Origin of the sequence: Streptomyces sp. NPDC002574 (genome assembly GCF_042889545.1) — a bacterium.
In the GTDB taxonomy this organism is placed as follows: Bacteria; Actinomycetota; Actinomycetes; order Streptomycetales; family Streptomycetaceae; genus Actinacidiphila.
This window is the reverse complement of record NZ_JBIARB010000012.1, coordinates 200,602-223,594: the sequence shown is the minus strand read 5'-3', so window position 1 is coordinate 223,594 and position 22,993 is coordinate 200,602. Positions and strand designations below refer to the sequence as shown.

Here is a 22,993-nt window from a genome sequence, read left to right as displayed (position 1 = left end):
GCGCTCTCTCCCCCTCAGGCAGCCGCGATCGTGTGGGCAGTCCGACGCAGCTTCGCCACGTAGGCAGGCAGCGCGTCAGCGGGGACCTTGCGCAGCCGGCCGAGAGTGACTGACTCGATCTCTCCCGCAGCGATGAGGCTGTAGCAGGTAGTCCGGCCGATCCCGAGCCTTCGAGCGGTCTCCTCCACAGTGAGGAGCAGCAACGTGGGATCGTCCGTCCCCGAAAGGTTGTGCAGTTCATTCACAGCCATGCCCCCTCCTGAGGGCTTCCATCACGGCTTCGCGTGCGGTTTCGCGGTTGGTTTGGATGTCGCGGTGGATGGTGGCGGCGAGCCAGGATTCGCCGGGGGTGTGGCCGTGGCCGGCGTAGGCCCAGTGGGCGAGTACGAGCGTGGTGGCCTCTGGGGAGTCGTCGGGGTCGGGCAGGCCCAGGGCTTCGCGTTGCTGGGCGGCGCGGTAGTCGGCCCGGACCTGCCTCAGGGCACCGAGGGTGGTGGAGTAGCGGCGGGATTTGGTGGAGAAGTGGCCGCGGAAGCCGAGCATGTGGGCCCAGTCGAGGAGCTTGCGGTCCGGGTAGAGACGGTGCAGGTCGAAGCAGGCTTCGATTAGGCGGCGCGGGTGCGGGGGGACGCCGAGGAGTTCGAGGGCTTCCCGGTTGCCGACCCGGCGGTCCACAGTGCCGGTCGTTTCGGCGGCTTTGGTGGCGTACTTGGCCACGTAGGAGGCGACAGCCTGTTCGGTCAGTTCCCCGTCCGTGCCGGCGTCGGCGGACCGGATGGGCTGCACGTCGAGCTGCGTGCCCCAACCCAGCGTGCGGGCGAGCTGGTCGCCGGCCGCAGGGACAGCCACGGCGACACGACGGGCGGCGGCGTGGATGGCGTCGGTGAGCAGGTCGAGAGTTGCCCATGGCGGGGGCTCGGTGTCGGGTCCGTCCGGGCCGTCGAAGCGGACGACGGCGTGGAAGTGGACGGCGCCGCGGCGCTGGTATTCGGCGACCTTGCCGAAGGAGACCCGGCACTGTTCGCGGGCGGCTTGCTGGGTGAGGCCGGCGCGGGCGGCGATCTCACGGCGCAGGTAGATGGTGAAGTACCGCCACAGGTCGGAGGCGTGGTTGTTCCACAGCACCGCACCCGCATAGTCGTACGACTCGGGGTCCAGGGACGTGCCTAACGCGGCATCGTCCTCGCGGTGGGCGGTCCCGCAGCGGCAGCGGCCCGAGGACGGGCGGTTGTGGACAGGGCCGAAGGACGGGGCGGTGAGGGTGGCGAACACCTTCGGATGGACCCGCACGGTGTCGGGGGTGCCCTTGTTCGGGTCGCCGACGAGGCCGGCACGGATGAGGTGGTAGGTGTCGCCGGCGTAGGTCCAGGCGCACGAGGGGCAGCGGGAGGCGCGGCGGTTGCCGCAGGCGACCCGGAGCCGTCCGCCGGGCTCGGTGTCGGTGGAGTAGGCGTGGAGGACGTGGCCGGTGGCTCGGTCGAGGGTCTTGGTGTAGCCGGTCAGGTGGATCGGGTCGGAGCAGCCGCCGGTACGGCGGATCTGGTCTTGCCAGCGGTCGAAGCCGTCCGACCCGGCCACCCGCAGCAGATCGTGCAGGGTGGCCGGGTCCAGGCCCGCCGCGGTGACGGTGTTGGTCAAGGCGCTCACCTCCCGGTCCGGGCGAGGACGGGGGCGGGGATGGTGTGGCCGGTGCCGTGGCATCCGGGGCAGGTGACGCGGAGCGTGGCGCGGGTGCCGTCCGGGTGGCGGGTGCCGGTGGTGATGGCGACGACGGGGAAGCCGTCGCAGTCGCGGCAGACCGGCCGGTTCGGGGCGTGCTGGGGCATGATGAGGAAGTCCTTTCGGGTCCGTTGGATCGAGAAGGGGCGCAGGCTTCCGGAGCGGCGGATGCTTGGCGGCTGAGTGCCGCTCCGGGGGCCGTTCAGCGTTTGCGTGCGAGGTGGAGCGAGACGGATGCGCCACCCACAGTGGGGATGGCCGCAGCAGCGGCGGCGGCGATCGTCTGGAACGCGAAGGCCAGGACGACGATCACCAGGGCGGTGCCGGCGCTGACCGTGAGGGTGAGCAGGATCTTCCCGGCGTAGGAGGGCGGCGCGGCCTGGATGACGACGACCTGTCCGGGGTGGACGCCGGGCGGGATCAGTTCGGACGGGCGGTGGTTCGCTCGCAGTTGCGCGTCGGGGTAGCGCATGACGGGGCATCTCCTCTCTGGGGATCAGGGCTGGCAGCGGTGGGTGCGGGCGGCGAGTTCGGCGCCGGAGCGGTCGCGGTAGTCGGTGGAGAAGCCGCAGCCGGGCGCGGTGCAGGCGGCGGAGTGGCGGGTGCGTCCGCGGCCGTCGTGGTAGCTGCCGACCCTCACGGGGCCGATGCGGATCACGTCGTAGAAGCGGTTCGGGCGGGACACGGGGATCGGGTCTCCTTTCAGGCGAGTTGGGCGGCGATGACGTCGGCCAGGGCCGGCGGGACGCCGAGGCGAGTGCGCAGGGTCGCGGTGTCGATCGGTGCCCCGGTGGCGGCGTGGTGGCTGTCGGCGACCTTCCGGGCATGCGCCAGCAGGGCAGGCGGCACAGACGGCGAGGACACCGGCGCCGGTACGGGAGCGGCCTCCGGCGGCATGGCGGCGGGGAGTTCCGGCGTGGGGTCGGGGGCGCGTTCGACCGTGACCTGCGGGGCCGATTCCGCAACCGGGACTGGTTCGCGGGCCGGAGTGGTGTCCGTTGCGGGTTCCTCTGCCGGGTCGGGTGCCGGTGTGTGGGCGAGGAGGGTGCCGCCGAGGAAGGCCAGGGCGGGCCAGCCGGCGACGAGGATGCGCAGCCAGGCCGGGACGGCGTTCATGTCGAGCAGCCCCGCGGTGGAGACGTTCGCGCCCAGCGACGCGACCAGGGCGATGACGAACCAGGTCCACGCCGCGCGGGCGGGACGGTCAGCGGCGCGCAGGATGCGCATGCGGCGCCAGGCGGCGACGAGGAGCAGGTCGACGGAGACGGGGTAGGCCCAGGCTTTCCAGCCGTGCTGTCCGGCAGCTTCGGCGATGTCGTGCAGGTGGGCGAAGGACAGCGCACCGGCGATCACGGCCTGAATCAGCACGGGGTCGAAACGGTTGGGGCGGGACACCGGGTCACCTCCTTTCGGATTGGTGGTCCCAGGGCCGGGCGGGGAGCGAGCTCTCCGGCCGCCCGGCACCGGGGGGTTGAGGGTCAGGACGGGGCAGTGCCGGTGCCGAAGCAGGTCAGGCACAGTGCGGCCTGCCGGTCGCCGGTCTCACGGCCCTTGCGGGAGCCGACGCGGACGGTCTCGGTGGTCTCACCGTCGCCCTGACAGTCCGGGCACTTCGGCTCGGGGTCGACCGGGCGGCGGGTGGTCTTGCGAGCGGCCATTACGGATCACTCCTTCCGGGCTTTGGCACGGGTGGGGTAGGGACCTGGCGCGAAGCGGTCACGCCAACCGGTTGGGGCAGGGGTGTTACTCGGTGACCGGGCGGGGCCGAGCCAGCGGCGCCACATCGGCCGGAGGGGCGATTTCCGGGACGTCCGGTCGGAACGGCGCCAGGGCCGGCAGGTCCGGAACCAGATCCGCGTGTGCGCGGCAGACCGCTGCGGTGTCGGTGATCGAGGTCAAAGGGGTGCGGATGTGGGTCCAGCCGCCGGAGGCGTCACCGGCGACCGCGACCCCGGGGCGGTCGGCGGCGATGGCGGTTGCGGCGTGCATGGCCTCGGGTGAGATGTCGCCCAGACCCATTTCGGCGGTCTGCTTGTCGTTGACCCGGTGGACCACGCGGCCGGTGAGCTGCGCGCGGAGCATGGTGGCGCCCTTGCCGAGCTCGGCGCCGAAGCGCTGGCCGCAGATCTCCAGGTAGATACCGACCGCGCGGGACATCTGCGCCAGCCGGATCAACTGAGTCACCATGCGGTCCCGGCGTTCCTCATCCTTCTTCGTCGCCGTCAAGAACAGCTCCGCCACCTCGTCCACCAGGACGACGACCGGCACTGGCCGGACATCCTTGGGAAGTCCCCAGATGTCGGACGTGATCTCCCCGTTCGGCGTCGACAGGGCCGTGCCCTGGTAGTCCTTGAGGAGATCGAACCGTGCCTCCATCTCCCCCACCAGCGCATCCAACAGGCCGGCAGCTTGTTCGGGGTCGGTGGCCAGGGCCGACAGGCGCGGCGCATACGGGGTCTGTTCCACGCCGCGTTTGCAGTCGATCCCGACCAGGGCGACGGGGAGTTTGGCGAGTTGCTTGATCAGGTTGCGCTGATACATCGACTTGCCCGACTGATTCGCCCCGAGCGTGAGGGCGTGCGGGATCTCCCGGTAGTTCCGGGCGAACGCGGTCCCGTCCTCCCGCAACGCGACCGGCACCACCATCGGGCCGGACGGCAGACGCCGCGGCATGCGGACCTGTCGGAGGACGTCGTAGCCGGTCATCCGCAGCTCGACCACGCCGGGCTTGATCTCGGCCACGTGGACCGCGTGGACGCCCCAGGCGTGCCGGAGCCGGTTGGAGGCAGCGGCGACGTCGTCGGGTTCCAGGCCGGCGGGAAGGCGGAGGCGGACGCGGAGGCCGGTGGCGGAGCCGGCGACGCGGCGGATCTTCGGCGGGACCGGCTGCACCTCGCGGCGGGCCACGGTGCGGACCATGAAAGCCCGTAGCCGGGACGGGGCCACCGTCAGCCCGCACACGTCCATCGTGGAGGCGTAGGTGAAGTGGAACCGGCCCAACGCGACCGGCAGACCCACCAGCGACCAGTACACGCCCGGCGCCTTCACCTTCGCGTATCCCAGGCCGCCGGCAGCCCCCACCAGCGGGGTGCCGATCTCGATCAGCGTCGCCAGATCCACGGCTCAGACTCCCGCCGTGATCGCCACCGCGCGGAACGAGATCCCGTGCCGGGTCTGACCGTTGAACATGTTCTCCCAGTCCCGGGCCCGCAGGCCGATCACCGACACCGCGGTACCGGGCGTCAGCGTCGCCTCCACCCCGGTCGAGGGCACGGTCACCTGGTACAGGTTCCCCTCACCCTCGTCGGAGATCAGCAGACCCACGGTCATCAGCTGCGCACCGGTCTCCCGGTCGACAGCGACCTCACCGGTCTGCTTGCTCACCAGCTTCGGGGTAGGCGCAGTCGCGACGAACACCACGGCAGTCGAAAGGTCGATCTTGAATGACGACATGAAGCGTCTCCCTGTCCGTGAGGCCACTCCGGACGAGCAGCCTGTCTAGAGATGTCTTCAGTGAAGCTGACATCTCTATACACGTCAACCTGTCTAGAGACGTTGGCCGGAACCATATCGCGAGGAGGCGTCGAGGGGACTACCCGCTAGGCTGTCTAGAGAGGGAGGAGGGATCGCTTATGACCACCGAGGGCACCGACCGCCGCCCGAAGTACCAGCGAATCGCCGACACGCTGAAGGACGCAATCACGGCAGGTGAGTACGGCCCTGGTGACCGACTGCCGGGCGAAAACGAGCTGATGGCCGTCCACGGTGTCGCCCGCATGACGGCGCGGCAGGCTCTAGGTGTCCTGCAAAACGAAGGCATCGCCGAGTCCCGAAAGGGAGCCGGCGTCTTCGTACGCGACTTTCGGCCACTGCGACGCCGCGGCATCCAACGCCTCGCGCAAGAGCAGTGGGGATCGGGCCGCTCGATCTGGTCGGCCGACATCGAAGACCGCACCTTGGTGGTAGACCAGGTCGCCGTGACCGAGGAGCCCGCCCCGGAACGCATTGCCGGCGTGCTCGACGTACCGGCAGGTGAAGCGGTCTGCGTCCGCAGCCGGCGCTTCGTACTCGACGGGAAGCCCGTCCTGTTGTCGACGTCGTACCTGCCGGCGGATCTCGTGACGGGATCAGCCATCACGCAGGAAGACACCGGGCCCGGCGGCACCTACGCGCGCCTTACCGAACTCGGCTACAAGCCCGTGCACTTCCGCGAAGAGATCCGCAGCCGGATGCCGTCCCAAGACGAGGCAACCCGACTCGGCCTGTCCATGGGCATGCCCGTCATCCTGATCTGCCGCACAGCGTTCGCCGACGAGGGACGCCCGGTCGAGGTCAACGAGATGACCTTGGACTCTGCCGCGTACATCCTCGAATACGACTTCGACGCGTAGAGCCGCATCCCCTGACCGCGTCTATAGGTTCAGTTGATCCTTGACGGCTTGAGCGAACCAGCAGTCGGACCCCGTCCGAGTAGGACCAGGAGGCGCACAACCTTGAATCCCCACGTCACGGTGACCTGGCAGGCGGGCGACGCCGGGATCGCGGGCAAGGTTCTGTCTCGCGATGGCTGGAAGGCCCTACAGGCCCAGCCCGAATGGCTGATCCGCGAGCAGAGCTTCTTCGGGAAGGCCTCCATCAGCGTTGGCGACACCGAGTTTCCGTTCGCCCGCGCCACCGTCATCGACTTCATCGAGTCCTGGCGCTACGGCCTGGACGAACTGGCTCTCAGAGCTCAGGCACGCGTCGAACTGGCGGAACAACGCGGGACCGTCAATCTGTCCCGAGACACTTCCACTGTCACCCTGTCAACTCCCCACGATCAGCGCACGGCGTCCTGCTCGTTCATTGATCTGCTGGCCGCGATCCTCAAGTTCGCCCAATCATCGCTGGACGAGCTGACGCGGACCCATCCGGACCTGCTGGTCCACGATCTCGTGGAGCGCTTGTTCCGCAACCTCGGGATGAGACAACTCGGGCAAGAGCAGTTTCGACGCCACACTGCGGCCGTAACCAAGCGCCTCCACCGTGAGGCATGAACAACGGCTCCCGCAGCACCACACCGCCGGGTCTGACCACCACAGCTGCCCCCTGACCAGGCCTGTTACAGATTTCTCTACCTCATCAAGGCACCCGGCGTCGCTCACGCTCCGCCGGGCGCGCGGCCGACGTCCGGCCGCGCCCACGCTCCAGTCTTCGCCCCGCTCGGCGCGCCGTCCGCCGCCGCGCGCCCACCAGGTAGGCCCGAGGGCATGAGGTGAGAACCGCGGTGGCTGGGGCGGCCGGCGCTCCGATGCTTTAGGCAGCCACCATGGGGCGAGCCTCGAAGATCGGGGCCCACATCGGGCTATTGCGGGCAGGTCAACGAACTGCCCGAGTCGCGGCAAGCTTACGGGCCCCGATCTCTCGCCCCATGGCAGCTCCAGCCCAAAGCCGCTCCACGCCGCCCGCGTGAGAACCGCGCGGCACCGGCCAGGTAGCCTCCGACACATGGAAGAGAGGCGCCCGCTGTGGCGGAGAATGGCGGGCCCAGTGCTGGTCGCCTGGCCATTGCTGACACTCGTGTCGTGGGGCATAGCGCGACTGCTGGGCGCGGCCGAGAGTCTCGCAGACTGTGCATTCTTCATGGGTCTGCTGATGGCTGGTGGGCCGATATCCGATAGGGGGCGCCGGTGGCGGGAGCGGCGACGCCGCCGAGCCACCTCAAGCTGATCGGACGGGCCTGCCCGGGCCGTCTTGGGGCCGTCCGAAGGAAACCAGCGTTGACCGACAATGACAGCCAACGCGCACGTCGGCGCAGGTCAGTAATGCACGGAGGTAGAAGTTCGCAGGTGGGAGATGCGGCTCACCACTTCCAGAAGAACTAGTCGGCCCTGCCCGTAGGCTCGGAGTATGGATGTCCAGCCGACGCTTGATGAGATCGAAGACCGATTTGTTGCTCTTGTCGAGGGGCGGCTGAGCCGGGACGACGCCGATCGATGGGCAGCGCACTGGGTGACTAAGAGCGACCTTGTCTGGGATGACCTTGCATGGTGGGCGGTCGACCTCTTGCACGGCGTTGATCTTCCTGCGGGCGCTACGGGCGGCTTCCTGCACGACGACGCGCAGGTACTCGCATGGCTTCACGAGCTGCGACTACGCCGAGCGGTGTAGACGGTCCTCATGGCCGTGCCCGCTGCGTGCCCGTTCGGGCGGGACATTGCGGGGACTCACGGGGAACAGGGGCGCCAACCTCGCTCTGGCCCAGGTAAGGGAGTTGCCAGGTCAGCGGCCATCCGCATACGGCGTCTTCCAAACTGGCGCCCGTAGCACCTACGTTGTCGCCATGAACTCAGCGATGCGGGAACTCGCTCAGTAGTGGCAGAGTAGGTCGACGACGACGGCTTCGCCGTGGAGGTTGTCGAGGTAGCTGTTGGCTTGCTCCCAGTAGCCGTCGGTTTCCGCGTCCGTCCACCTGCCGTCGAGGGTGACGAGGGCGAAGCCGGGCACGGCGCTTCGGACCGACGACTGCCGGGCCTCTTCATGCTCCTGTGTGAAGTACGCGACCGGGTCGTTGAGCAGAAATGACATGTCGAAGTGCGGGTCGCCCGTGGCGGCGCGCTGCGCCACGTCCTGCACCAGAGGTTGGAGCAGATGCTCTTCCTTGGCGTCCGCCAGGGAGTAGCCACCGGGATCGGACTCGTGGCGAGCGACGAAGTCGGCCAGCGGGCGGGCCGGGGGATGTAGTGCGGTCAGTTCCTGCCAGGCGGCGAACAGGGCGTCATGCCTTTTCTCCGCCCGGCGCCGCATGGCGTCGAAATCAAGCAGGCCCCGAGGCCCGCCGTAGCACTCCAGTGGCCCGAGGGCATCGAGCTCGGCCTTCCGGTGGGGGACGGTCGACGCTTTGACGAGCCTGCGGTCGCCGTCGTGCGCGGGTAGGACGAGGTAAGGGCTCTCCGCATCGCAATGGATGATCCACCAGTCCCATTGGCCGACCGGGTTCCAGTCGTCGGTGAGGTTGGCGTTGTACGGCGCCATGGCGGCCGCTATCGCTCCCGAAAGCTTCCGCGGCTTGGTCGGCGGAAGGCACACCGTGACGAAGAACCTGGTCATGCGCGGGATCGTAGATCAGAGAGACCGTCTGGGCGTCGCCCATAAGGTCCGCCGCACAGAGACAGCCAGCCAGCACCGATGGTCAGCCCGTCTCAGTTTCCGTCTCATTCACAGCCGTCCGGGGCCGTCCACTCCGGCACGGCGGCAGGCCCGAGCTGAGTTGCTGAACGAGCTCGGACGCGGGCGGACAGTCGTGGACAGGTCGCCAGCCAGGGCCAACAGACTTGGAAAGCGTGTTGGGGGCAACCCCTCACGAGTTCGAATCTCGTATCCTCCGCCAGTGCCTCACCGGGCACGTTGTCGAAGGGCCCCACCGGTCGCGGTGGGGCCCTTCGAGGTTTGTGGTCTCAGTTCTGGTCTCCGTTGCGCCGTCGACCGGCCGACGATCGGCCCCGCATCCTTTCCCGCCCCGATCGGTACGACCGCAGTCGTGCGGTCGTGATCGGTTCCCCACAGCGGCCGCCGCTCTTTCTCGACATGGAGCACCGCGACCAACCAGGCTCGGGACTCCCGTGGCCAGGGCGGTGAATGGTGTTCCGGGGCTGCTTCACGCCGGGTAGTGCTGTTCCGGGCACACGGACGTGCCTGAACGCAGGTGGACGCCTGTGCGTACGGCGCCCACCTGCGTCAACAGGCTGGTGCGTGGCGGGGTGATCAGCGGTCAGCGGTCATCGGTCAGTGGGTGACGTTGACCCGGTTCTGGCTGGAGACGGCGTCGAGGGAGTGGCTGTCGGGGGTGCGCCACACCGCTCGCCAGTAGCCGGTCCACTGGCCCTTGTACGCCTTGCTGAAGTGCCCGTGGGAATCGGTCGTGACCGTTCCCTTGTACGTGAACGCCTTGGAGTTCAGCAGCCGGAAGTAGATCCTGACCTTCTGGCCGGCGAACGCCTTGAACGTGGTGGTCCCCGGTTGCCTCTGCAGGGTGCCGCTCACCGTGATCGGCCGTCCCGCCGCCACACGGGCGGGGGACACCTTGTACCCGGTGAACCGGGTCACGGTCCGGACCAGGTGCTTCACCGGGCTGGTCGCCGCCGTGTGGTCGGGAGGGCCCGGGTATACGTGGTTCGAATCGACGAAACCGTTGTAGCGGACCCGCCAGTAGCCACGCGGGGTGGTCAGCAGCCTCTTCCAGGAGAAGGAGCCGTTGGCCGTGGTCGTGGCGGCGCCGATGTTCTTCCAGCCGGTCTTGCCGTCGGGCGACTGCTGGATCGCCACGCTGGGTATCCGCACATTGGAGACGGCCGTGATCCGGCCGGCCAGCTTCAGAACGGAGTCCGCCCCGATGGACGCGCTGGTCAGGCGCAGGGTGGTCGCGTCGATCTCGTTGACAGTCAGGAAAGCGCGGCTGGTCTTCAGGTACTGCGGGACAGTCCAGGGATCGGAGCGGCCGGGGGCGTTTCCGATCTCGATCCCGTCGCTGATATCGCCCAGCACCTTTGAGTAGGTGATGGTGAAGCGGCCCGAGGAGTTGGTGACGGCCGGAAGCGAAAGGCCGCTGTTGTGGACGTACACCCCGACCAGCGGCTTCCATGCCTGCAGAGTCTGGTCGAAGTACTCGGCGACACCGCTGACCGGGAGTGGTTTCCCGTACTGGGTGGTGAAGGAGCTCTTGTCCAGCCTGATCCGGGTCTCGCTCTTCACCAGGGCCGGTTGGCTGTAACCGCTGTCGGCGGCTTGCTCCGAGGTGTCGTCGGGGACCCCGTGCACATACAGGTAGTAGTTGCTGTAGGCGGCGTAGTCCGCCGGGGTGATGCTGAAGCTGCCGTCCGCCCCGGCGGTGCCCTGCCCCACGGCCGCTTCAGGGTCGGTGGGGTCGAGTGACTGCTGCTTCGCTGTCACCTTGCCGGGGATGGGCGCGATCAGGGTCCCGTCCGGGTGGAGGCGGAGGTACTTGCCCTTGATGACCAACGGATGCGCCCAGTCGCTGGGAGCGGTCTGAACGCTGATGTAGGAGTTGTCGACGTACGGCAGGAACCCGCTGCCCGAGCCGGTGTCACCCCCGGCGTCGACGGCCTCGTAGCTCACCTGGTAATTCCCCGGCGCCACACCGGCGGGGACGGACGCGATCCAGGTGGTGTACGGGTCATCCACACCAAGCCAGTTCCTGCCACCGTCCGTCTGGTGGAACGCCTCCGCCGGCACGGTGGCGACGACACTCCCGTTCTGGCTGATGGTCGCGGAGACCGACGCCACGGGATCACTGGACACCACATCCACCTCAAGGGCGACGGCGTTGTTCGCGTCGTGCGCCTTGTCCACCTGGTGGATGTACGGCACGGAGTTCCCGCTCGCGTGCGCGGCGACGGGCAGCCCCCCGAGCATCCCCGCCGCAATGGCCGTCACAGTCGCCATTGCGGCCATGCGCCGCCTGGGAGGACGGAGCCCTTCTTCAGTTCTCATGCCCTCTCAGACTCGCTGCACCCGCCAAGAGTTGTACAAGACCCCGCCGCACATCCGGAGCCGGCGCCCACGAAAGCCCGCACGTCCGTGCGGCAGCCGCCCGCCCAGTGGTCCGTTGCGGGGCCCGTCGCCTATGTCGAGGCCGAGTGCTTCGGCGGCGTCGGCGAGCAACGAGGCGCCGGCGGTGGGGCCACTGGATACGCCGGCGAAGAAGTGGCTTTCACGAACGGTCAGCCCGATCTCGCTCGCCCTCCGGCAGTTCGGTGTGTTCGAGGCTGTGGGGCTGGACCGCCATCGGAACAACGACGACTGGATCTCTTGCAGCACCTCGGAGCAAGGTGGCTGGCGGGGGCGCCGCAAGCGGTGCGAAGGCTGGTCGGCACTTCGGTGGACGACCGTGGCACGTCTTCGCGTTCGGCTCCGCGCTGGGGTCGGTCGCGCTCTTCGAGCGGGTGCGGGGTTTCCGGTCGGGCCGCCGGTACCTGCTGTGCCACCCGTCACCCGCTCTGGACCACCTCACGCTGGTGGCTCTCGCGCTGCTCGCCGGGGTCTTCCTGACGGCCGTCGCCGGCGAACGGCGGGCGGCGGGCGACGGGCGGCGGGCGACAGGGATGACGGCGGAGCGCCTCGGCGGGACCGTCTGCGACTGCACGCCGCAGGTCCACTCGGCCACTCCCGGTTGGTTCTCCTGGTGATCAGCCGCGGGCGAACGGCCCCCGACCGGTGGTTCCGGTCGGGGGCCGTTGTCGTCCCGGTGCCTGCGGCGGGTCCTGATCGGAGCGCGGCCGTCAGCTGACGACGGCGATGTACTGCCAGGCGCTGTAGGTCGGAGCGTTGTACACGGTGTCGTACAGGAAGCGCACCCGCACCCGGCTCTGGTTCATGGCACCGAGCGGCAGGCTGTAGGTGGCGGCGCTCTTGGAGTTGAGCTTCACGCAGCTGTTCCAGTTGATGTCTCCGCCGATCCACGCCCCGGCGGTGAAGGTCTGCCGCTGGACGCGGACGCACTGGCCGGGTGCGGCCGGGGCCACGTCGATGGCGAACTTCGCGGAGGACGTGTGGTGGTAGACCTTGTACGTCTGACCCCCGGAGGCGGTCGTCCTGACGTAGCCGCCGGCCGTACCGTGGATGAGCGCGTTCGTCTTCGTACCGACGGAGACCGAGACGGGCGCGTAGCGGGCGTCGCCGGAGAAGGACGCCGAGAACCTGGTGCTCCGGCTGACCGCGTAGGTGCCGGAGATGTTGCCGTTCTTGTCGACCTTGGCGGTCCTGATGGTGACCCGCTTGCCGTTGACGGGCGTGGCGAACAGCCCGACGGTCCGGCCTGTGTAGGTCGTGCCCAGGTGGGCCGTGACCGTGGCCTTGGCCTTGTAGCCGTAGAGCGAGCGGTCGGTCTTGACCGTGAGCTGGGGCGTCAGCCGCGTCATGTTCAGATTCGCGGAGGCCGAGGCGCCCGACAGGTCGGCGGTGCCCGCGTAGCTCAGCTGCAGCTGGTACTTGCCCTCCGCGCGGATGTCCAGCGGGAAGGCGAAGTGCCCCGACGTGTCGGTCGTCACCGCGGGCGCCAACGGCGTGCCGGGCGCGTCGTTGACGGGGTTGAGGGCCAGCCGGACGCCCACCTTCTGGCCCTTCGGGATCGCGAGGCCCTCGGCGGAAGTGAGCTGTCCCGTGACCGTGACGCGGTTCGCCTTGCCGAGCTCGAACTTCGGCGTGTTGGCGGTGAGCTTGATCGAGACCGGGTGGCGCACGAAGCGCATCACCCGGGTGCCGTCGGAGGGGAGGTGGGTGTCGTCGCCCAGGTAGGTGGCGGTGTAGGTGTAGTAGCCCGCCGGCAGCGAGTCGTCGAACGACCACGTGGCGCCGATGGCGTCGATCGGGGTGGAGGTCACCGTCCCCACCACGGCACTGGTGCCGTCCGTGTTCTTACGGGTGATCTGCACCTTGGCGCCCTCGGGCGCGCAGTAGAGATAACCGGCGAGCGTCGCGGTCTGGCCGACGAAGACCTGGATCGGGGTGCCGTCGTCCCCCCACGGGGAGTCTTCCGCGAAGGGGCCGTTGTAAAGGCTCGTGGGGACCGAAGGCCCGTTGCCCGTGGGCGCGGCGCAGTGGTCCGGGGGCCGGGTGCCGTCGGCGAAGGCCGTGCCGGGAGAGGCGGCCAGAACCAAACCCGCGGCGACTGCTATGCCGGTGGTGGCGGCGGCGAGGGCTCTCGCTCGCATGGATAACTCCTCAGTGATCAGTGTGATCAGTGTTCAGTGATCGAGGTGGACGGCCGACGCGTCCGTGCCCACCGGGGTCCCTGCGGCTGTGCCGTCCGGCAGGGCGGTGGTGGACGCGGCTCCGGCCACCTCAAGATCGAGTGAGTCGTTCGCGTCGTGCGTGCTGATGGTGCAGACGATGGTCGGCCGGGTGGCCGAGCTCCGCACCCCTCCCGGCGGTGGGCAGCGGCACCGTGCTCGGCATCGCCGCGGCAGACGCCGTGGATGCCGCCGGCAGGGCGCGCCCGCTGCGGGAGGATGCATTCACGTGGGGTGAGACACACGGGAGTGCGGCGTAGTTGTGCTGGTGCGTGATGACGCTTCGGTGGCGTGCGGGAAACATCGAGGTGAACCGGCCCGAAGGGCGGATCGGCGCGGGGGACGAGTCGGGCCATGGCCACGCGTACGGGGCAAGTCGGCGTGGGGCGGGGGACATTGGCGCCGGGACAACCGGCGGGCACCTCAACCCCGGGAGCGCGTCGGCGACCTGCCGGCGCGCCGTTACGGGGCGAGGGTTCCCGCGATGAGGGTGGCGAGTGTGTCGGCCAGCGTTTCGGTGAAGTCCCAGCACAGCGCCGCAAGTTCGGGGTCGGCCGCGTAGGCGGCGCGCACGCTGTGGGACGGCTGGGTCTGGCCCCAGAGGGCGCCGGCCAGCACGAAGACCATGCCGGACACCTTCCATGCGGCGTCGGTGTCGAGTTCGGGCAGGTGCCCGCGGACCAGCTCGCTCAAGGTGCCGTTGTTGTCGACCATGGCGTACTTGTAGCGGGCGACGGTCTCGGCGGACACGTTGTGCTCCAGGACACCGCCCTGGGCGCCGAGCAGGTCGCACAGCACTCGGTGCGGGGCGAGGGAGTCGGCGAGGGCGGCGGCGAGCTGCTTGCCGCGCTCCCGGGCCGGGGCACCCGCGTCGATCGCGTCGGCCAGCTGCCGGGACAGCCCGCCCAGCCACTGCTTGGTGTCACGGTCGAGCAGTTCCAGCAGGATCGCCTCGCGGGACTCGAAGTAGCGCAGCACATTCGATTTGGCCAGGCCCACCTGGGCGCTGAGTGCGTTGAGACCGACCTCGCCCACGCGCATGGTGTCGAGCATCGCGGCCGTGGTGTTCAAGATCGCCTGGCGCCGGATCTCCCGCTGTTCCTCGCTGCGTGCGCGCTGGAAAGTCATGCCCTCATGTTACGGACCCCCAGTCTTTTGATATCCGACCGCCGGTCCCTTATGCTTCCCCGCCCGAACCGCCGCGGTCGGCGGGCACTCCGTCCGGCCTGATGGCCCCTCCCCCTCCCCTCAAGCAAGGCAGGGGGAGACACAGTACAAAGATCGTTGACCGTTGACCGTGCCGAAGGAGACTCCCCCATGATCGACCACGTCTACATCCCGGTGAGTGACCTCAACCGCTCGGGCGCCTTCTACCTCGCGGCGCTCCAGCCGCTCGGGTGGAAAGAGATCGGCGCCTACGAATCCGACACTCCCGGTGTCCCCAGCCTCTTCGGACTCTGTGACCGGGTCTATGGAACGGGTACGGCGGTCGGCGCCAGCATCTGGCTCCGCGAGCGGAAGCCGGGTGAGACCGGTCTCTACCTCGGCCTCGCCGCCGACAGTCCGGCCGAAGTGGACGCCGCCCATGCCGCCGCCCTGGCCGCCGGCGGTCAGGACGACGGCGGAGCGGGCCCGCGTCCGCACTTCGGCCCCGGCTACTACGCGGCGAACTTCACCGACCTCGACGGCAACCGGCTCGAGGTCGTCAACAAGGCCGTCAATCCCCGGCGCCCGGCCTGAGACGCGCCTGCGGGCGGGACTCCTGGCGGCCGGCCCTGCCTCGGCAAGCGACGCCGGGAAACAGGCCCGGCAGCCCGACAGCACGCCGCGTCGTCAGCGATCGACCGTCCAGGACGCGTCGGCGGGTGGGGATCCCTCGCGGACGAGGTGCCAAACGATGCGGAACGCCTCCGCGAGCGGCACCGTGTCCTCGTCGGCGTACGCGTCGTGCTGCCCGTTGGACAGGACGAAGCCCCGGCTCGTTCCCGCGGCTCCCGGGTCCACGGCGTGGCCGCCGGGGTCACCTTCGCCGTCGAGCAACGCCACCATCGCCCGCTCGGTGTTGGTGACGACGGTCAGCAGGCGGCCGGACGAGCCGGTCAGCCATGTCTCAGCCCGGCCCGCCTCCATCCGCGCCCGGAGCGTCCCCAGGACCGCCGTCGGCGTCAGCGGCACGCGGGGGTCGTCGTCGAGCGCCCAGGACTCCGTCACGGGAGCGACCCTCTCATGGGCCGGGCGACCACGCCTCGGCAAACGGGGCCCCAGGAAAGTGCTTCGCGCGGCCGGTCCGGTCGCTTCTACGCTGGGCGGGACAAGACCGGCCGTCTCGCCCTCAGCGCGTGCGCTGCCGCCTGGACCAACACGTTCGGAGCCTCATTCGTGTACGACCGGGACGCGTTCATCCGATGCCGGCTCCACGTTCTCGCCGGTCCGGCGAGCGGATTCGGTGACTACGAACCTGAGGACGACGACGTCAACTCGGCGCTCTCCGCCTATTACCAGGGCCTTGAGGCGGCGCTGGAGCAACGCTTCGAAGCGGTACTGGACGCACGCAGGGCCGCGGACTCCGGCACGCGGACGCTGTTGATGCTGTTCGGCAGCACCGCCCGGTCCTACCTCAGTATCCGGACCCCCTGGTCCGGGTACCTGGAGGCAGGACTGCTCGTCCGTCGTGTGGAGCAGATCGGCCCGGGCGGTGAGCGGATCCTCGAGGCGAGCCGCCGCATCGAGGAGTCCGTGGCGCTCTCGCGGGACGCCCACCTGGAGATCCTGGACGCGATCGCCGCCCACGTCCTCGGCGCCCGCTCGGAGGCGGTGTTCACCTCTGCCGACCTGCTCGCGGCCGGTTTCGACGACACCCGCAGGCCGTTTCCCCCGAATTGAGCGTGCACCCGGCGTGACTCGCATCACTCCGCCGTCACCGCTCAGTTCACCGCCGCCCCTCCGGCGTGCAGGGCAGGGACGCACACGACAGGAGTGGAACCATGACGGAACCGGTGAAGGGTCCGGCCAGTTACTTCCCCTCGATCGGGACGAAGTACGGGCGGCCGGTCGCGGAGTGGAAGGAACTGATCAGGTCCTCGCCGTTGACGCGGCACATGGAACTGGTCGGGTGGCTCGAGGCCGAGTACGGGCTCGGGCACGCCAACGCGCTGGTGGCGCACACGCGGGCCGAGGGGAGCGACGGCTGAGGCGGGTCAGGACGGGGTGGCCGGGATCGGGAGGTCCTGGGTCTCCAGGCTGATGAGCTGGTCGGGGGTGGGGGCGGGGAGTTCGGCGACGCGCTGGGCCTGGCGCTCGGTCATCTCCTGGAACATCTGGCGGGCGGAGCGGCCGTTGCCGAAGCCCTCGCCGCGCGGCAGGCGCTCGAAGAGCAGGGCGAGTTCGGCGCGGGCGGCGGGGGTCAGCTCGTACTGGTGCTCCTCGGCCTGGTGCTCCACGATCGAGACCAGTTCGGCGGCGTCGTAGTCCTCGAAGAGCAGGGTGCGGCCGAAGCGGGAGGACAGGCCCGGGTTGGAGCTGATGAAGCGGTCCATGTCGCCGGGGTAGCCGGCGGCGATGACGACCACGTCGTCGCGGTGGTCCTCCATCAGCTTGACCAGGGTGGCCACGGCCTCGGTGCCGAAGTCGTTGCCGGCGCCGAGCGGGGCGAGGGAGTACGCCTCGTCGATGAACAGGACGCCGCCGAGCGCCCGGTTGAAGGCGGCGGTGGTCTTCGGGCCGGTGTGGCCGACGTACTCGCCGACCAGGGCGGTGCGGTCGACCTCGACGAGGTGGCCGCGGCGCAGCAGGCCGAGCGCCTTGAGGAGCCTGCCGTAGAGCCGGGCGACGGTGGTCTTGCCGGTGCCGGGGTTGCCCGCGAAGACCAGGTGGCGGCTGAGCGGCGGCGCGGGCAGGCCGGCCTCCTCGCGGCGGCGGACCGTCTGCATGAGCTTCACCAGCGAGCCGACGTCGTGCTTGACGCGGTCGAGGCCGACGAGGGCGTGGAGTTCGCCGAGCAGGTCCTCCAGGTGCTCCTCCGGCACGTCCTGGTCGTCGGCGGCCCCCGCGGTGCGCGGCTCGCCGGGTGCCGCGGCCGGCGTGGCGGGGGAGCCGGGCCGGGCGGAGGGGGCGGGCGCGCCGAAGGTCAGCGGGACGCCGTCGGCCGTGCAGTCCTCCAGTCGGGGGGCGGCACCCTCGTCGGTGCCGAGGGCCTCCGCGCAGTCCCGGGTCCTGCACTGCCGGAACAGGGGGTCGGCGGACGCGCCGACGTGCAGGGCGGGGAATCCGGAGCCGGTCACGTCGATGCTGGTGAAGGTGCCGCCCGCGCCGTCAGCGAGGAAGACGCCGTTCTTGGCGGGGCCGCTGATCCGCAGGTCGGTGACGGTGGGCCGGGCGCCGGTCCACACCACGACTCCGGACCCGCCGCAGTCCTCCACCGATCCGCCGTCGACGGTGGCGTCGGCGCCCTTGTCGACGACGACGCCCGCCGCGCCCGCCCCGGTGATCCGTATCCCGGTGAGGACGGCGGTGCCGCCGGAGGCGATCTGGACGCCGATCTCCTTGGTGCCGGTCACGGTGGTGCGCTCCACCCGGGTGCCGGTGGCCGAGCCGACGCCGATGCCGGTCGCCGCGCCGTCGATCCGGCAGCCGGTGACGGTGGCGGTGGCCTGCTCGACCACGGCGACGCCGGTCATGGCGACGTCGCGGATGCCGCAGTCGGCGAGTTCCACGCGCGACTCCCCGGCGGCGTGGACGCCGTGCTCGGCGCCGCCGCGCACGAGGCAGTCGGCGAGGTGGCCGGTGGCGGTGCCGGACGCGTGCACGGCGCTGAAGGCGCTGCCGTCGATCCGGCAGTCCGCGAGGCGGGCCGTGGCGACGCCGGTGAGGAGCACCCCGTTGGCGCCCGCGTCGGCCACCGCGCAGCCGGTGGCCTTGAGCTGGGCCTTGTCCTGCACGGCGAGGCCGACGGAGGCGGCGCCGCGGATGCGGCAGTCGGTCAGTTCGGCGCGCGCCGATCCGGTGAGGTGCACCCCGGCCGCACCGGGTGACTCGATGCGCAGTTCGCCCGCCGTCGCCTCGGAACCGTCCTCCAGCAGCAGCCCGGCCCGGCCGGTCCCGGTCAGCGTGGAGTCGGCGAGCCGCAGCCGCGCGGTGCCGCGCAGCCGGATGCCGGAGCCGGTGGTGCGGCCCAGCCGCAGCCGTACGGCGTCGAGCCGGGCCGATCCGGACAGGACGACGCCGGTGCCGTCCACGCCCGTGACGGTGGTGTCCTCCACCTGCGCGCGGACCCCTCCGGCGAGGTAGAGGCCGGCCAGCCGGGCGCCTTCCAGACGGCACCGCCGCAGCATCACGGCGGTCGTGCCGGCCTCCTCGTCGTCCGGGCCGCGGACCTGGATCCGGCCGCCCTCGACGGCGCAGTCCTCCATCACCAGCCCGGCACCGGGCTGCACCGCGACGGCCGGGGCGCCCTCGTCGGAACCCCACACGGTCACGCCGTGCAGGGCGCAGTCGGGGCCGTCGACGGTGACCGCCGGCCGGTCACCGGAGGGCGCGGCCAGCACGACGCTGCCCCGGCCGTGCTCCGCCGCCAGCACGACCGCGCGGTCGAGCACCACGGCCTCGGTCCAGGTGCCGGGCGCGATCACCACCAGATCGCCGGGGGCGGCGGCCCGCACCGCGTCGGCGATCCGGTGGAAGGCACCCTTGCCGCCCTGTCCTTTGGGGGCCACGGTGTGACGCGTCATGTCCGGATCCTTCACTGGCTCTGCTGCTGGTCCTGCCGGTGCCGCTGTTCCCACGGTCGTCTCCGCTGTGTCCTTGTCCTTCTACTGGTTCTGGCCGGCGGCCGGCGGCGGGACCTGGAACCAGGACGGATTGATGCTCGCACGGTAGGCACTGGTCAGGTACAGCGACTGGATGGTCTTCTCGAAGATCTTGAACGGCAGCTGGATCCAGAAGTCCGCGAAGCCCTGCCGGTGGAACAGCCTGCTGCCGCCGCCCATCACGAAGACGTTCTTCACCAGTGCGGTGGAGGCCGCCGTGGTCAGCGCGGCCAGGGCGTTGATGCCACCGTCCAGGAAGGCGTCCGCGCCGCTGAGCTTGACCGTCTGGCCGTCGGCATTGGTCACGCCCCACACCGCGGCGTTCATGCTGCCGTTGATCCAGCCGGAGATGACGCTGCTGCCCGCGCTGAAGGAGAAGTCGTAGACGCCTCCGCGCCAGCGGGTCGGGGTCTCGTTGCCTCCCCACTCGTTGGCCCAGTTCTTGTCGTGGTTGCCGGGCCGGCGGTTCCAGTGCTTGCCGCTGTCGACGTTGGCCCAGCCGGCCTTGAAGGAGCCGAGGTCCTGGAAGATCGCGCCCCGGTTCTCGTGGATCGCGGTGGTCAGGCCGGTCTTGACCGTCGCGCCGACCGCGGCGTTCGCGAACGCCTTCAGGGCGTCCTTGCCGGTGAACGGCTTGTTCTGGACGGCCGCGACGATGCCGTTGACCGCCAGGTTCGCGCCGAACTCCAGGATGAACTCCTGACCGAACTCCAGGGCCGCCTTGTACGCCACGGTCTGCCAGTACGGCTCGTAGCGGGCCTCGCGCAGCGCCGCCGCGCCCGCACCCGGCCCCTCGGGCAGGGCGGTGCCGGACCACGGCATGCGCTGGGCCTCGCGGACCCGGCGGCCCCAGCCGCGGATCTCGGTCAGCGTGCCGCGGAAGTCGTACTCGTTGCCGACCAGCCGCATCCGGCCGAGGGCGTCGGTCTCGAAGACCAGGCCGTTGTCGGTGCGCTGGGCGACGAGCCGGCCGCCCGCGTCGTAGCGGTTCCACTGGCCGCGCCAGGCGTCGGTCTCCAGGAAGCCCTGTCCCTCGACCGCGCGCTGCCGGACGACGGCGCCGTGGTCGAACTCCTTCCAGACCGAGTGCGCGGTGGCCGCGCCCGTGTCGAACTCGCGCACCCGCAGCGGACCTCCGGAGTGCACCGGGGTCTCGCGGAGCCTGACGGCGGCGGGCTGGACACCGCCCTGGCCGGGCGGCGGGACGAGTTCGTCGCGGAAGTGGCGTGCCCCGGCGGTCCATTGGTCCTGCCAGGCGTGCCCGTCCCACCAGGTGCGGACCTGGCGTCCCGCTCCGGGGTCGACCGGTGTGCCGTCCCGCTCGAACTTGGCGGTCAGCCAGCCGTTGCCGCCCGGGGCCGGGTCGCGCCACGCGTCCACGTAGCGGCCGGAGTCGAGCATGCGGCGCTCGCGGACCAGGTTCCCGGCCGCGTCGAAGTCCCGGTAGGAGTCGTCCCAGGGCAGCCGGGTGTCGCTCGAACCGCGGAAGAACTCGCGTCGTCCGGTGGTGACCGTGCCGTCCAGCCCCGTTCGGCGCCAGGCCCAGCGGGACGAGTCGACCGCGCCCGTGCCCTCCACGAAGGTGCCCGGGTGCGCCGGGTCCTCGTGGCGCAGCCCGGTCAGGTTGCCGTGCGCGTCCCGGGTGACCCAGGCTCCCCCTCCCACGGGATCCGCGAGGCCGCGCGGTGCCGCGTACTCGCGCACCTGGCCGCCGGGCAGTCCCTCGCGGGCGACCCCGTTCACGACGCCGCCGGCGACGACGCGGTCCTCCCAGAGCCGGCCGTCCGCCACCGGGACGCGGTAGCCGCTCCGGGTGCCGTCGCTCCACGGCTGGTGCGCCGGGTCGGCTCCCGGGAGATCCGGACGCGCGACGTTGTCGCCGACCTTCAGGGTCGTGCCGTTGTGCAGCTTGGTGCTGGACCGGGCGAAGGAGCCGTCCGCCGCCAGATCCACGATGCCGCCGTCCATGCCGACGTACCGCACGCCCGACCCTGCCCTGGTCGGGGACTCCCTGACCCAGGTGAACATCTGGTAGGTGCCGTCGCCGAGGACGTGCGCGTAGGGCGCGTCCGCGCGGCCCGCGCCCCGCATCCAGTTGTTGCGGACCCAGGACGGCGGCCGCTGCTCGCGCCAGCGCTCGGTGGTGAGGTGGCCGTCGCCGAACACCTCGTGCTTGCCGCTCTCCTTGCCGTGCGGCGACTGGCGTTCCCACGTGCCGGGCAGCGTGCCGTCCCGGGTGAGCGTCCACTCCTGGTACTGCCCGGCGTGCTCGGGCATCCGGCCCATGCCCCACTGCCGCTGGACGACGGCGCCGCCCCGGGTGCGGTCGGTCCAGCCGGAGTCGTGCGGGTCCCGGGTGCGCGGGCCGTGGTCCAGTTCCCCGGCGGCGCCGTCGTAGCGGTGCCAGGTCCAGGTGCCGTCGGCGTTCCGTTCGGCGAGGGTGTGTCCGGCGCGGCCGTCGTACTTCTGCAGGCCGTCGCGGTACTCGCGCACGGTGTGCAGGCCGTCCTTGTCCCGCCAGCCGGTGCCCGCCGTGTCGTAGTGCCGGGTGCCGGAGCCCAGCGGCTCGCCGCCGTGGTCCCACCGTGCCCACGTGGTACGGGGGTTGGTGCGGCCGAACTGGATGGTGTCGGTGCGGCGGAACGCGTCGAGCACGTCGCCGCCGGGCAGCGGCCGCCGCTCGAAGACCGCGACCGACGCCTTGGTCGAGCCGAGCAGGCGCAGCCGGCCATTGGCCTCGCCCGCCCGGTCTACGGCGCCGCGGTGGAAGGAACCGGTGCCGACGGCGTTGCCGGTGGCGTCGGTGCGCTGCCAGGTGTGGGCGACGTGGTCGACCTCGTACCGGAAGCCGGTCGCCCGGCCGTTGTCCAGGACGTTGAAGGACTGCCGGGCCAGGGTGCCGTTGGCGCTGACCTCGACGAACTCCCCGTGCCGGGGCGTGCCGGGCAGGTTGAACCCGGCGCGCACGACGTTGTTCTGCCCCATCGTGACGTCCCAGTGCGCGAGGCGGTTGCCCGCGCTGTCCTCCAGCCAGCGGGCGCCCTGCGGGGCGGCCGCGGTGGGCTGCTGGGTGACGATGACGCGTCCGCCGGGCTCGCCCGGCAGCGGGGCGCCGTCGGCGGTGTGGACGGCGGCCCCGTCGTAGCGCCGGAACGCGCCGTCGGCGGCGGTGACCTGGTGGCCGCCGCCGGGCAGCGGGGTCCTGTCCCCCAGGAACCGCCCGGTCGTCCCGTCGAAGACCTCGCGGCCGCCGCCGGGCAGGGTGATCTCGAAGTCGCCGTTCCCGCGAGGCGTGAGCACGCGGGCGGGATCGGCGGTGAACGTGTCGTCCAGCCAGTGGGCCGCGCCGCCCGCGGGGCGGTCGACGTGACCGGCGGGGCGGCCGTCCCGCCCGGTGAGCCGCAGACCGTCGCCGGTGACGGCGCCGTCGGGCCCGAACCTGTCGTAGCCCGTGGGGTTCGCGATCCGGAGGCCCTGGTTGCCGGGGAGGGTGGTGACCGCGTCGTTCAGCGCGGCGCCACCGGTGTCGGTGAGCCGGTGGCCGCCCTGGAGGTCCGGCACCGCGATCCGGTCGCCGCGCGCGCCTGTCGCCGGGTCGACGAGGACCACGCCCGTCTCCACCGGGCGTCCGTCGGCGCCGTAACGCGTCGTCGCGCCCGTCGCGTCGTCCGTCACCCGGAAACC

General features: G+C 70.8%; 24 protein-coding genes. 7 read left to right on the top strand and 17 right to left on the bottom strand.

All coding sequences use genetic code 11. The features are described 5' to 3' along the window. Positions 1 to 14 precede the first annotated feature (14 nt). From ACFYXS_RS28670 to ACFYXS_RS28630, 9 genes are all read right to left on the bottom strand, one after another. A complete protein-coding gene (locus ACFYXS_RS28670; protein ID WP_389253287.1) occupies positions 15 to 251 on the bottom strand; it encodes an excisionase family DNA-binding protein in 237 nt (78 codons plus the stop codon). After that, positions 238 to 1,638 (bottom strand): replication initiator protein RepSA, encoded by a 1,401-nt coding sequence (gene repSA, locus ACFYXS_RS28665; protein ID WP_389253285.1) that lies wholly within the window; start codon positions 1,636 to 1,638, stop codon positions 238 to 240. Before repSA ends, ACFYXS_RS28670 begins: the two co-directional genes overlap by 14 nt. Positions 1,639 to 1,643: 5 nt before the next feature. Beyond that, positions 1,644 to 1,826, bottom strand: coding sequence for a hypothetical protein (locus ACFYXS_RS28660; protein WP_389253283.1), 183 nt, complete (start codon positions 1,824 to 1,826; stop codon positions 1,644 to 1,646). A 95-nt stretch (positions 1,827 to 1,921) separates the two neighbouring features. After that, positions 1,922 to 2,191: a hypothetical protein gene (locus ACFYXS_RS28655; RefSeq protein WP_319659979.1), complete on the bottom strand. Its 270-nt coding sequence runs from the start codon at positions 2,189 to 2,191 to the stop codon at positions 1,922 to 1,924. 24 nt (positions 2,192 to 2,215) lie between these two features. Continuing rightward, entirely contained in the window at positions 2,216 to 2,404 is a 189-nt protein-coding gene (locus ACFYXS_RS28650; protein ID WP_384290315.1) for a mobile element transfer protein, read from the bottom strand. A gap of 17 nt (positions 2,405 to 2,421) precedes the next feature. After that, positions 2,422 to 3,114, bottom strand: coding sequence for a DUF2637 domain-containing protein (locus ACFYXS_RS28645; protein ID WP_389253280.1), 693 nt, complete (start codon positions 3,112 to 3,114; stop codon positions 2,422 to 2,424). An 83-nt stretch (positions 3,115 to 3,197) separates the two neighbouring features. After that, a complete protein-coding gene (locus ACFYXS_RS28640) occupies positions 3,198 to 3,377 on the bottom strand; it encodes a hypothetical protein (RefSeq protein WP_389253278.1) in 180 nt (59 codons plus the stop codon). Between the two features lie 85 nt (positions 3,378 to 3,462). Next, positions 3,463 to 4,839 carry an FtsK/SpoIIIE domain-containing protein gene (locus tag ACFYXS_RS28635; protein WP_389253276.1) on the bottom strand — a complete coding sequence of 459 codons (1,377 nt, stop codon included), beginning with the start codon at positions 4,837 to 4,839 and terminating at the stop codon, positions 3,463 to 3,465. A 3-nt stretch (positions 4,840 to 4,842) separates the two neighbouring features. Continuing rightward, positions 4,843 to 5,172: a hypothetical protein gene (locus ACFYXS_RS28630; RefSeq protein WP_389253274.1), complete on the bottom strand. Its 330-nt coding sequence runs from the start codon at positions 5,170 to 5,172 to the stop codon at positions 4,843 to 4,845. Positions 5,173 to 5,351: 179 nt separating this feature from the next. Here ACFYXS_RS28630 and ACFYXS_RS28625 point away from each other — a divergent pair, with 179 nt between their 5' ends. The 3 genes from ACFYXS_RS28625 (at position 5,352) to ACFYXS_RS28615 (ending at position 7,869) form a co-directional block, all read left to right on the top strand. Further along, positions 5,352 to 6,110 carry a GntR family transcriptional regulator gene (locus ACFYXS_RS28625; RefSeq protein ID WP_389253272.1) on the top strand — a complete coding sequence of 253 codons (759 nt, stop codon included), beginning with the start codon at positions 5,352 to 5,354 and terminating at the stop codon, positions 6,108 to 6,110. A 102-nt stretch (positions 6,111 to 6,212) separates the two neighbouring features. Then, the gene (locus ACFYXS_RS28620; RefSeq protein WP_389253270.1) at positions 6,213 to 6,755 is read left to right on the top strand and encodes a hypothetical protein; all 543 of its coding nucleotides are present in this window, start codon (positions 6,213 to 6,215) and stop codon (positions 6,753 to 6,755) included. A gap of 853 nt (positions 6,756 to 7,608) precedes the next feature. Then, a complete protein-coding gene (locus tag ACFYXS_RS28615; protein ID WP_389253269.1) occupies positions 7,609 to 7,869 on the top strand; it encodes a hypothetical protein in 261 nt (86 codons plus the stop codon). A 198-nt stretch (positions 7,870 to 8,067) separates the two neighbouring features. Here ACFYXS_RS28615 and ACFYXS_RS28610 read toward each other — a convergent pair whose 3' ends face one another. Both ACFYXS_RS28610 and ACFYXS_RS28605 read right to left on the bottom strand, forming a co-directional pair. Continuing rightward, entirely contained in the window at positions 8,068 to 8,808 is a 741-nt protein-coding gene (locus tag ACFYXS_RS28610; protein WP_389253267.1) for a hypothetical protein, read from the bottom strand. Positions 8,809 to 9,483: 675 nt separating this feature from the next. Then, on the bottom strand, positions 9,484 to 11,160 hold the full coding sequence (locus ACFYXS_RS28605) for a hypothetical protein (protein ID WP_389253265.1): 1,677 nt from the start codon (positions 11,158 to 11,160) through the stop codon (positions 9,484 to 9,486). 386 nt (positions 11,161 to 11,546) lie between these two features. On the opposite strand from ACFYXS_RS28605, the gene ACFYXS_RS28600 reads away from it, so the two are divergent. After that, entirely contained in the window at positions 11,547 to 11,903 is a 357-nt protein-coding gene (locus ACFYXS_RS28600; RefSeq protein WP_389253263.1) for a hypothetical protein, read from the top strand. Positions 11,904 to 11,996: 93 nt separating this feature from the next. On the opposite strand, the gene ACFYXS_RS28595 is transcribed toward ACFYXS_RS28600, so the two are convergent. The 3 genes from ACFYXS_RS28595 to ACFYXS_RS28585 form a co-directional block, all read right to left on the bottom strand. After that, positions 11,997 to 13,427, bottom strand: a complete 1,431-nt coding sequence (locus ACFYXS_RS28595) for a hypothetical protein (protein WP_389253261.1) — start codon at positions 13,425 to 13,427, stop codon at positions 11,997 to 11,999. 33 nt (positions 13,428 to 13,460) lie between these two features. Beyond that, entirely contained in the window at positions 13,461 to 13,634 is a 174-nt protein-coding gene (locus ACFYXS_RS28590) for a hypothetical protein (RefSeq protein WP_389253260.1), read from the bottom strand. Between the two features lie 333 nt (positions 13,635 to 13,967). After that, positions 13,968 to 14,633 carry a TetR/AcrR family transcriptional regulator gene (locus tag ACFYXS_RS28585; protein WP_389253258.1) on the bottom strand — a complete coding sequence of 222 codons (666 nt, stop codon included), beginning with the start codon at positions 14,631 to 14,633 and terminating at the stop codon, positions 13,968 to 13,970. Positions 14,634 to 14,822: 189 nt separating this feature from the next. On the opposite strand from ACFYXS_RS28585, the gene ACFYXS_RS28580 reads away from it, so the two are divergent. After that, positions 14,823 to 15,245 (top strand): VOC family protein, encoded by a 423-nt coding sequence (locus ACFYXS_RS28580; RefSeq protein ID WP_389253256.1) that lies wholly within the window; start codon positions 14,823 to 14,825, stop codon positions 15,243 to 15,245. Between the two features lie 93 nt (positions 15,246 to 15,338). Here ACFYXS_RS28580 and ACFYXS_RS28575 read toward each other — a convergent pair whose 3' ends face one another. Continuing rightward, on the bottom strand, positions 15,339 to 15,716 hold the full coding sequence (locus ACFYXS_RS28575) for a hypothetical protein (protein ID WP_389253254.1): 378 nt from the start codon (positions 15,714 to 15,716) through the stop codon (positions 15,339 to 15,341). A gap of 168 nt (positions 15,717 to 15,884) precedes the next feature. Between ACFYXS_RS28575 and ACFYXS_RS28570 the strand changes: the two genes are divergently transcribed. Both ACFYXS_RS28570 and ACFYXS_RS28565 read left to right on the top strand, forming a co-directional pair. Continuing rightward, on the top strand, positions 15,885 to 16,388 hold the full coding sequence (locus ACFYXS_RS28570; protein ID WP_389253252.1) for a hypothetical protein: 504 nt from the start codon (positions 15,885 to 15,887) through the stop codon (positions 16,386 to 16,388). A 101-nt stretch (positions 16,389 to 16,489) separates the two neighbouring features. After that, positions 16,490 to 16,696 (top strand): DUF4287 domain-containing protein, encoded by a 207-nt coding sequence (locus ACFYXS_RS28565; RefSeq protein WP_389253250.1) that lies wholly within the window; start codon positions 16,490 to 16,492, stop codon positions 16,694 to 16,696. A 6-nt stretch (positions 16,697 to 16,702) separates the two neighbouring features. Here ACFYXS_RS28565 and ACFYXS_RS28560 read toward each other — a convergent pair whose 3' ends face one another. Together ACFYXS_RS28560 and ACFYXS_RS28555 are read right to left on the bottom strand one after the other, a co-directional pair. After that, positions 16,703 to 19,231: a right-handed parallel beta-helix repeat-containing protein gene (locus tag ACFYXS_RS28560; protein WP_389253248.1), complete on the bottom strand. Its 2,529-nt coding sequence runs from the start codon at positions 19,229 to 19,231 to the stop codon at positions 16,703 to 16,705. 81 nt (positions 19,232 to 19,312) lie between these two features. After that, on the bottom strand, positions 19,313 to 22,993 hold a 3,681-nt coding region (locus tag ACFYXS_RS28555; protein WP_389253246.1), incomplete at its 5' end, for a hypothetical protein.

What these genes read in the sequence shown, in the direction of transcription:
- ACFYXS_RS28630 (WP_389253274.1), bottom strand. Translation starts at nt 5,172, where the DNA reads ATGTCGTCATTCAAGATCGACCTTTCGACTGCCGTGGTGTTCGTCGCG.
- ACFYXS_RS28670 (WP_389253287.1), bottom strand. Translation starts at nt 251, where the DNA reads ATGGCTGTGAATGAACTGCACAACCTTTCGGGGACGGACGATCCCACG.
- ACFYXS_RS28655 (WP_319659979.1), bottom strand. Translation starts at nt 2,191, where the DNA reads ATGCGCTACCCCGACGCGCAACTGCGAGCGAACCACCGCCCGTCCGAA.
- ACFYXS_RS28585 (WP_389253258.1), bottom strand. Translation starts at nt 14,633, where the DNA reads ATGACTTTCCAGCGCGCACGCAGCGAGGAACAGCGGGAGATCCGGCGC.
- ACFYXS_RS28660 (WP_389253283.1), bottom strand. Translation starts at nt 1,826, where the DNA reads ATGCCCCAGCACGCCCCGAACCGGCCGGTCTGCCGCGACTGCGACGGC.
- ACFYXS_RS28640 (WP_389253278.1), bottom strand. Translation starts at nt 3,377, where the DNA reads ATGGCCGCTCGCAAGACCACCCGCCGCCCGGTCGACCCCGAGCCGAAG.
- ACFYXS_RS28610 (WP_389253267.1), bottom strand. Translation starts at nt 8,808, where the DNA reads ATGACCAGGTTCTTCGTCACGGTGTGCCTTCCGCCGACCAAGCCGCGG.
- ACFYXS_RS28605 (WP_389253265.1), bottom strand. Translation starts at nt 11,160, where the DNA reads ATGGCGACTGTGACGGCCATTGCGGCGGGGATGCTCGGGGGGCTGCCC.
- ACFYXS_RS28560 (WP_389253248.1), bottom strand. Translation starts at nt 19,231, where the DNA reads ATGACGCGTCACACCGTGGCCCCCAAAGGACAGGGCGGCAAGGGTGCC.
- ACFYXS_RS28595 (WP_389253261.1), bottom strand. Translation starts at nt 13,427, where the DNA reads ATGCGAGCGAGAGCCCTCGCCGCCGCCACCACCGGCATAGCAGTCGCC.
- ACFYXS_RS28615 (WP_389253269.1), top strand. Translation starts at nt 7,609, where the DNA reads ATGGATGTCCAGCCGACGCTTGATGAGATCGAAGACCGATTTGTTGCT.
- ACFYXS_RS28565 (WP_389253250.1), top strand. Translation starts at nt 16,490, where the DNA reads ATGACGGAACCGGTGAAGGGTCCGGCCAGTTACTTCCCCTCGATCGGG.
- ACFYXS_RS28625 (WP_389253272.1), top strand. Translation starts at nt 5,352, where the DNA reads ATGACCACCGAGGGCACCGACCGCCGCCCGAAGTACCAGCGAATCGCC.
- ACFYXS_RS28580 (WP_389253256.1), top strand. Translation starts at nt 14,823, where the DNA reads ATGATCGACCACGTCTACATCCCGGTGAGTGACCTCAACCGCTCGGGC.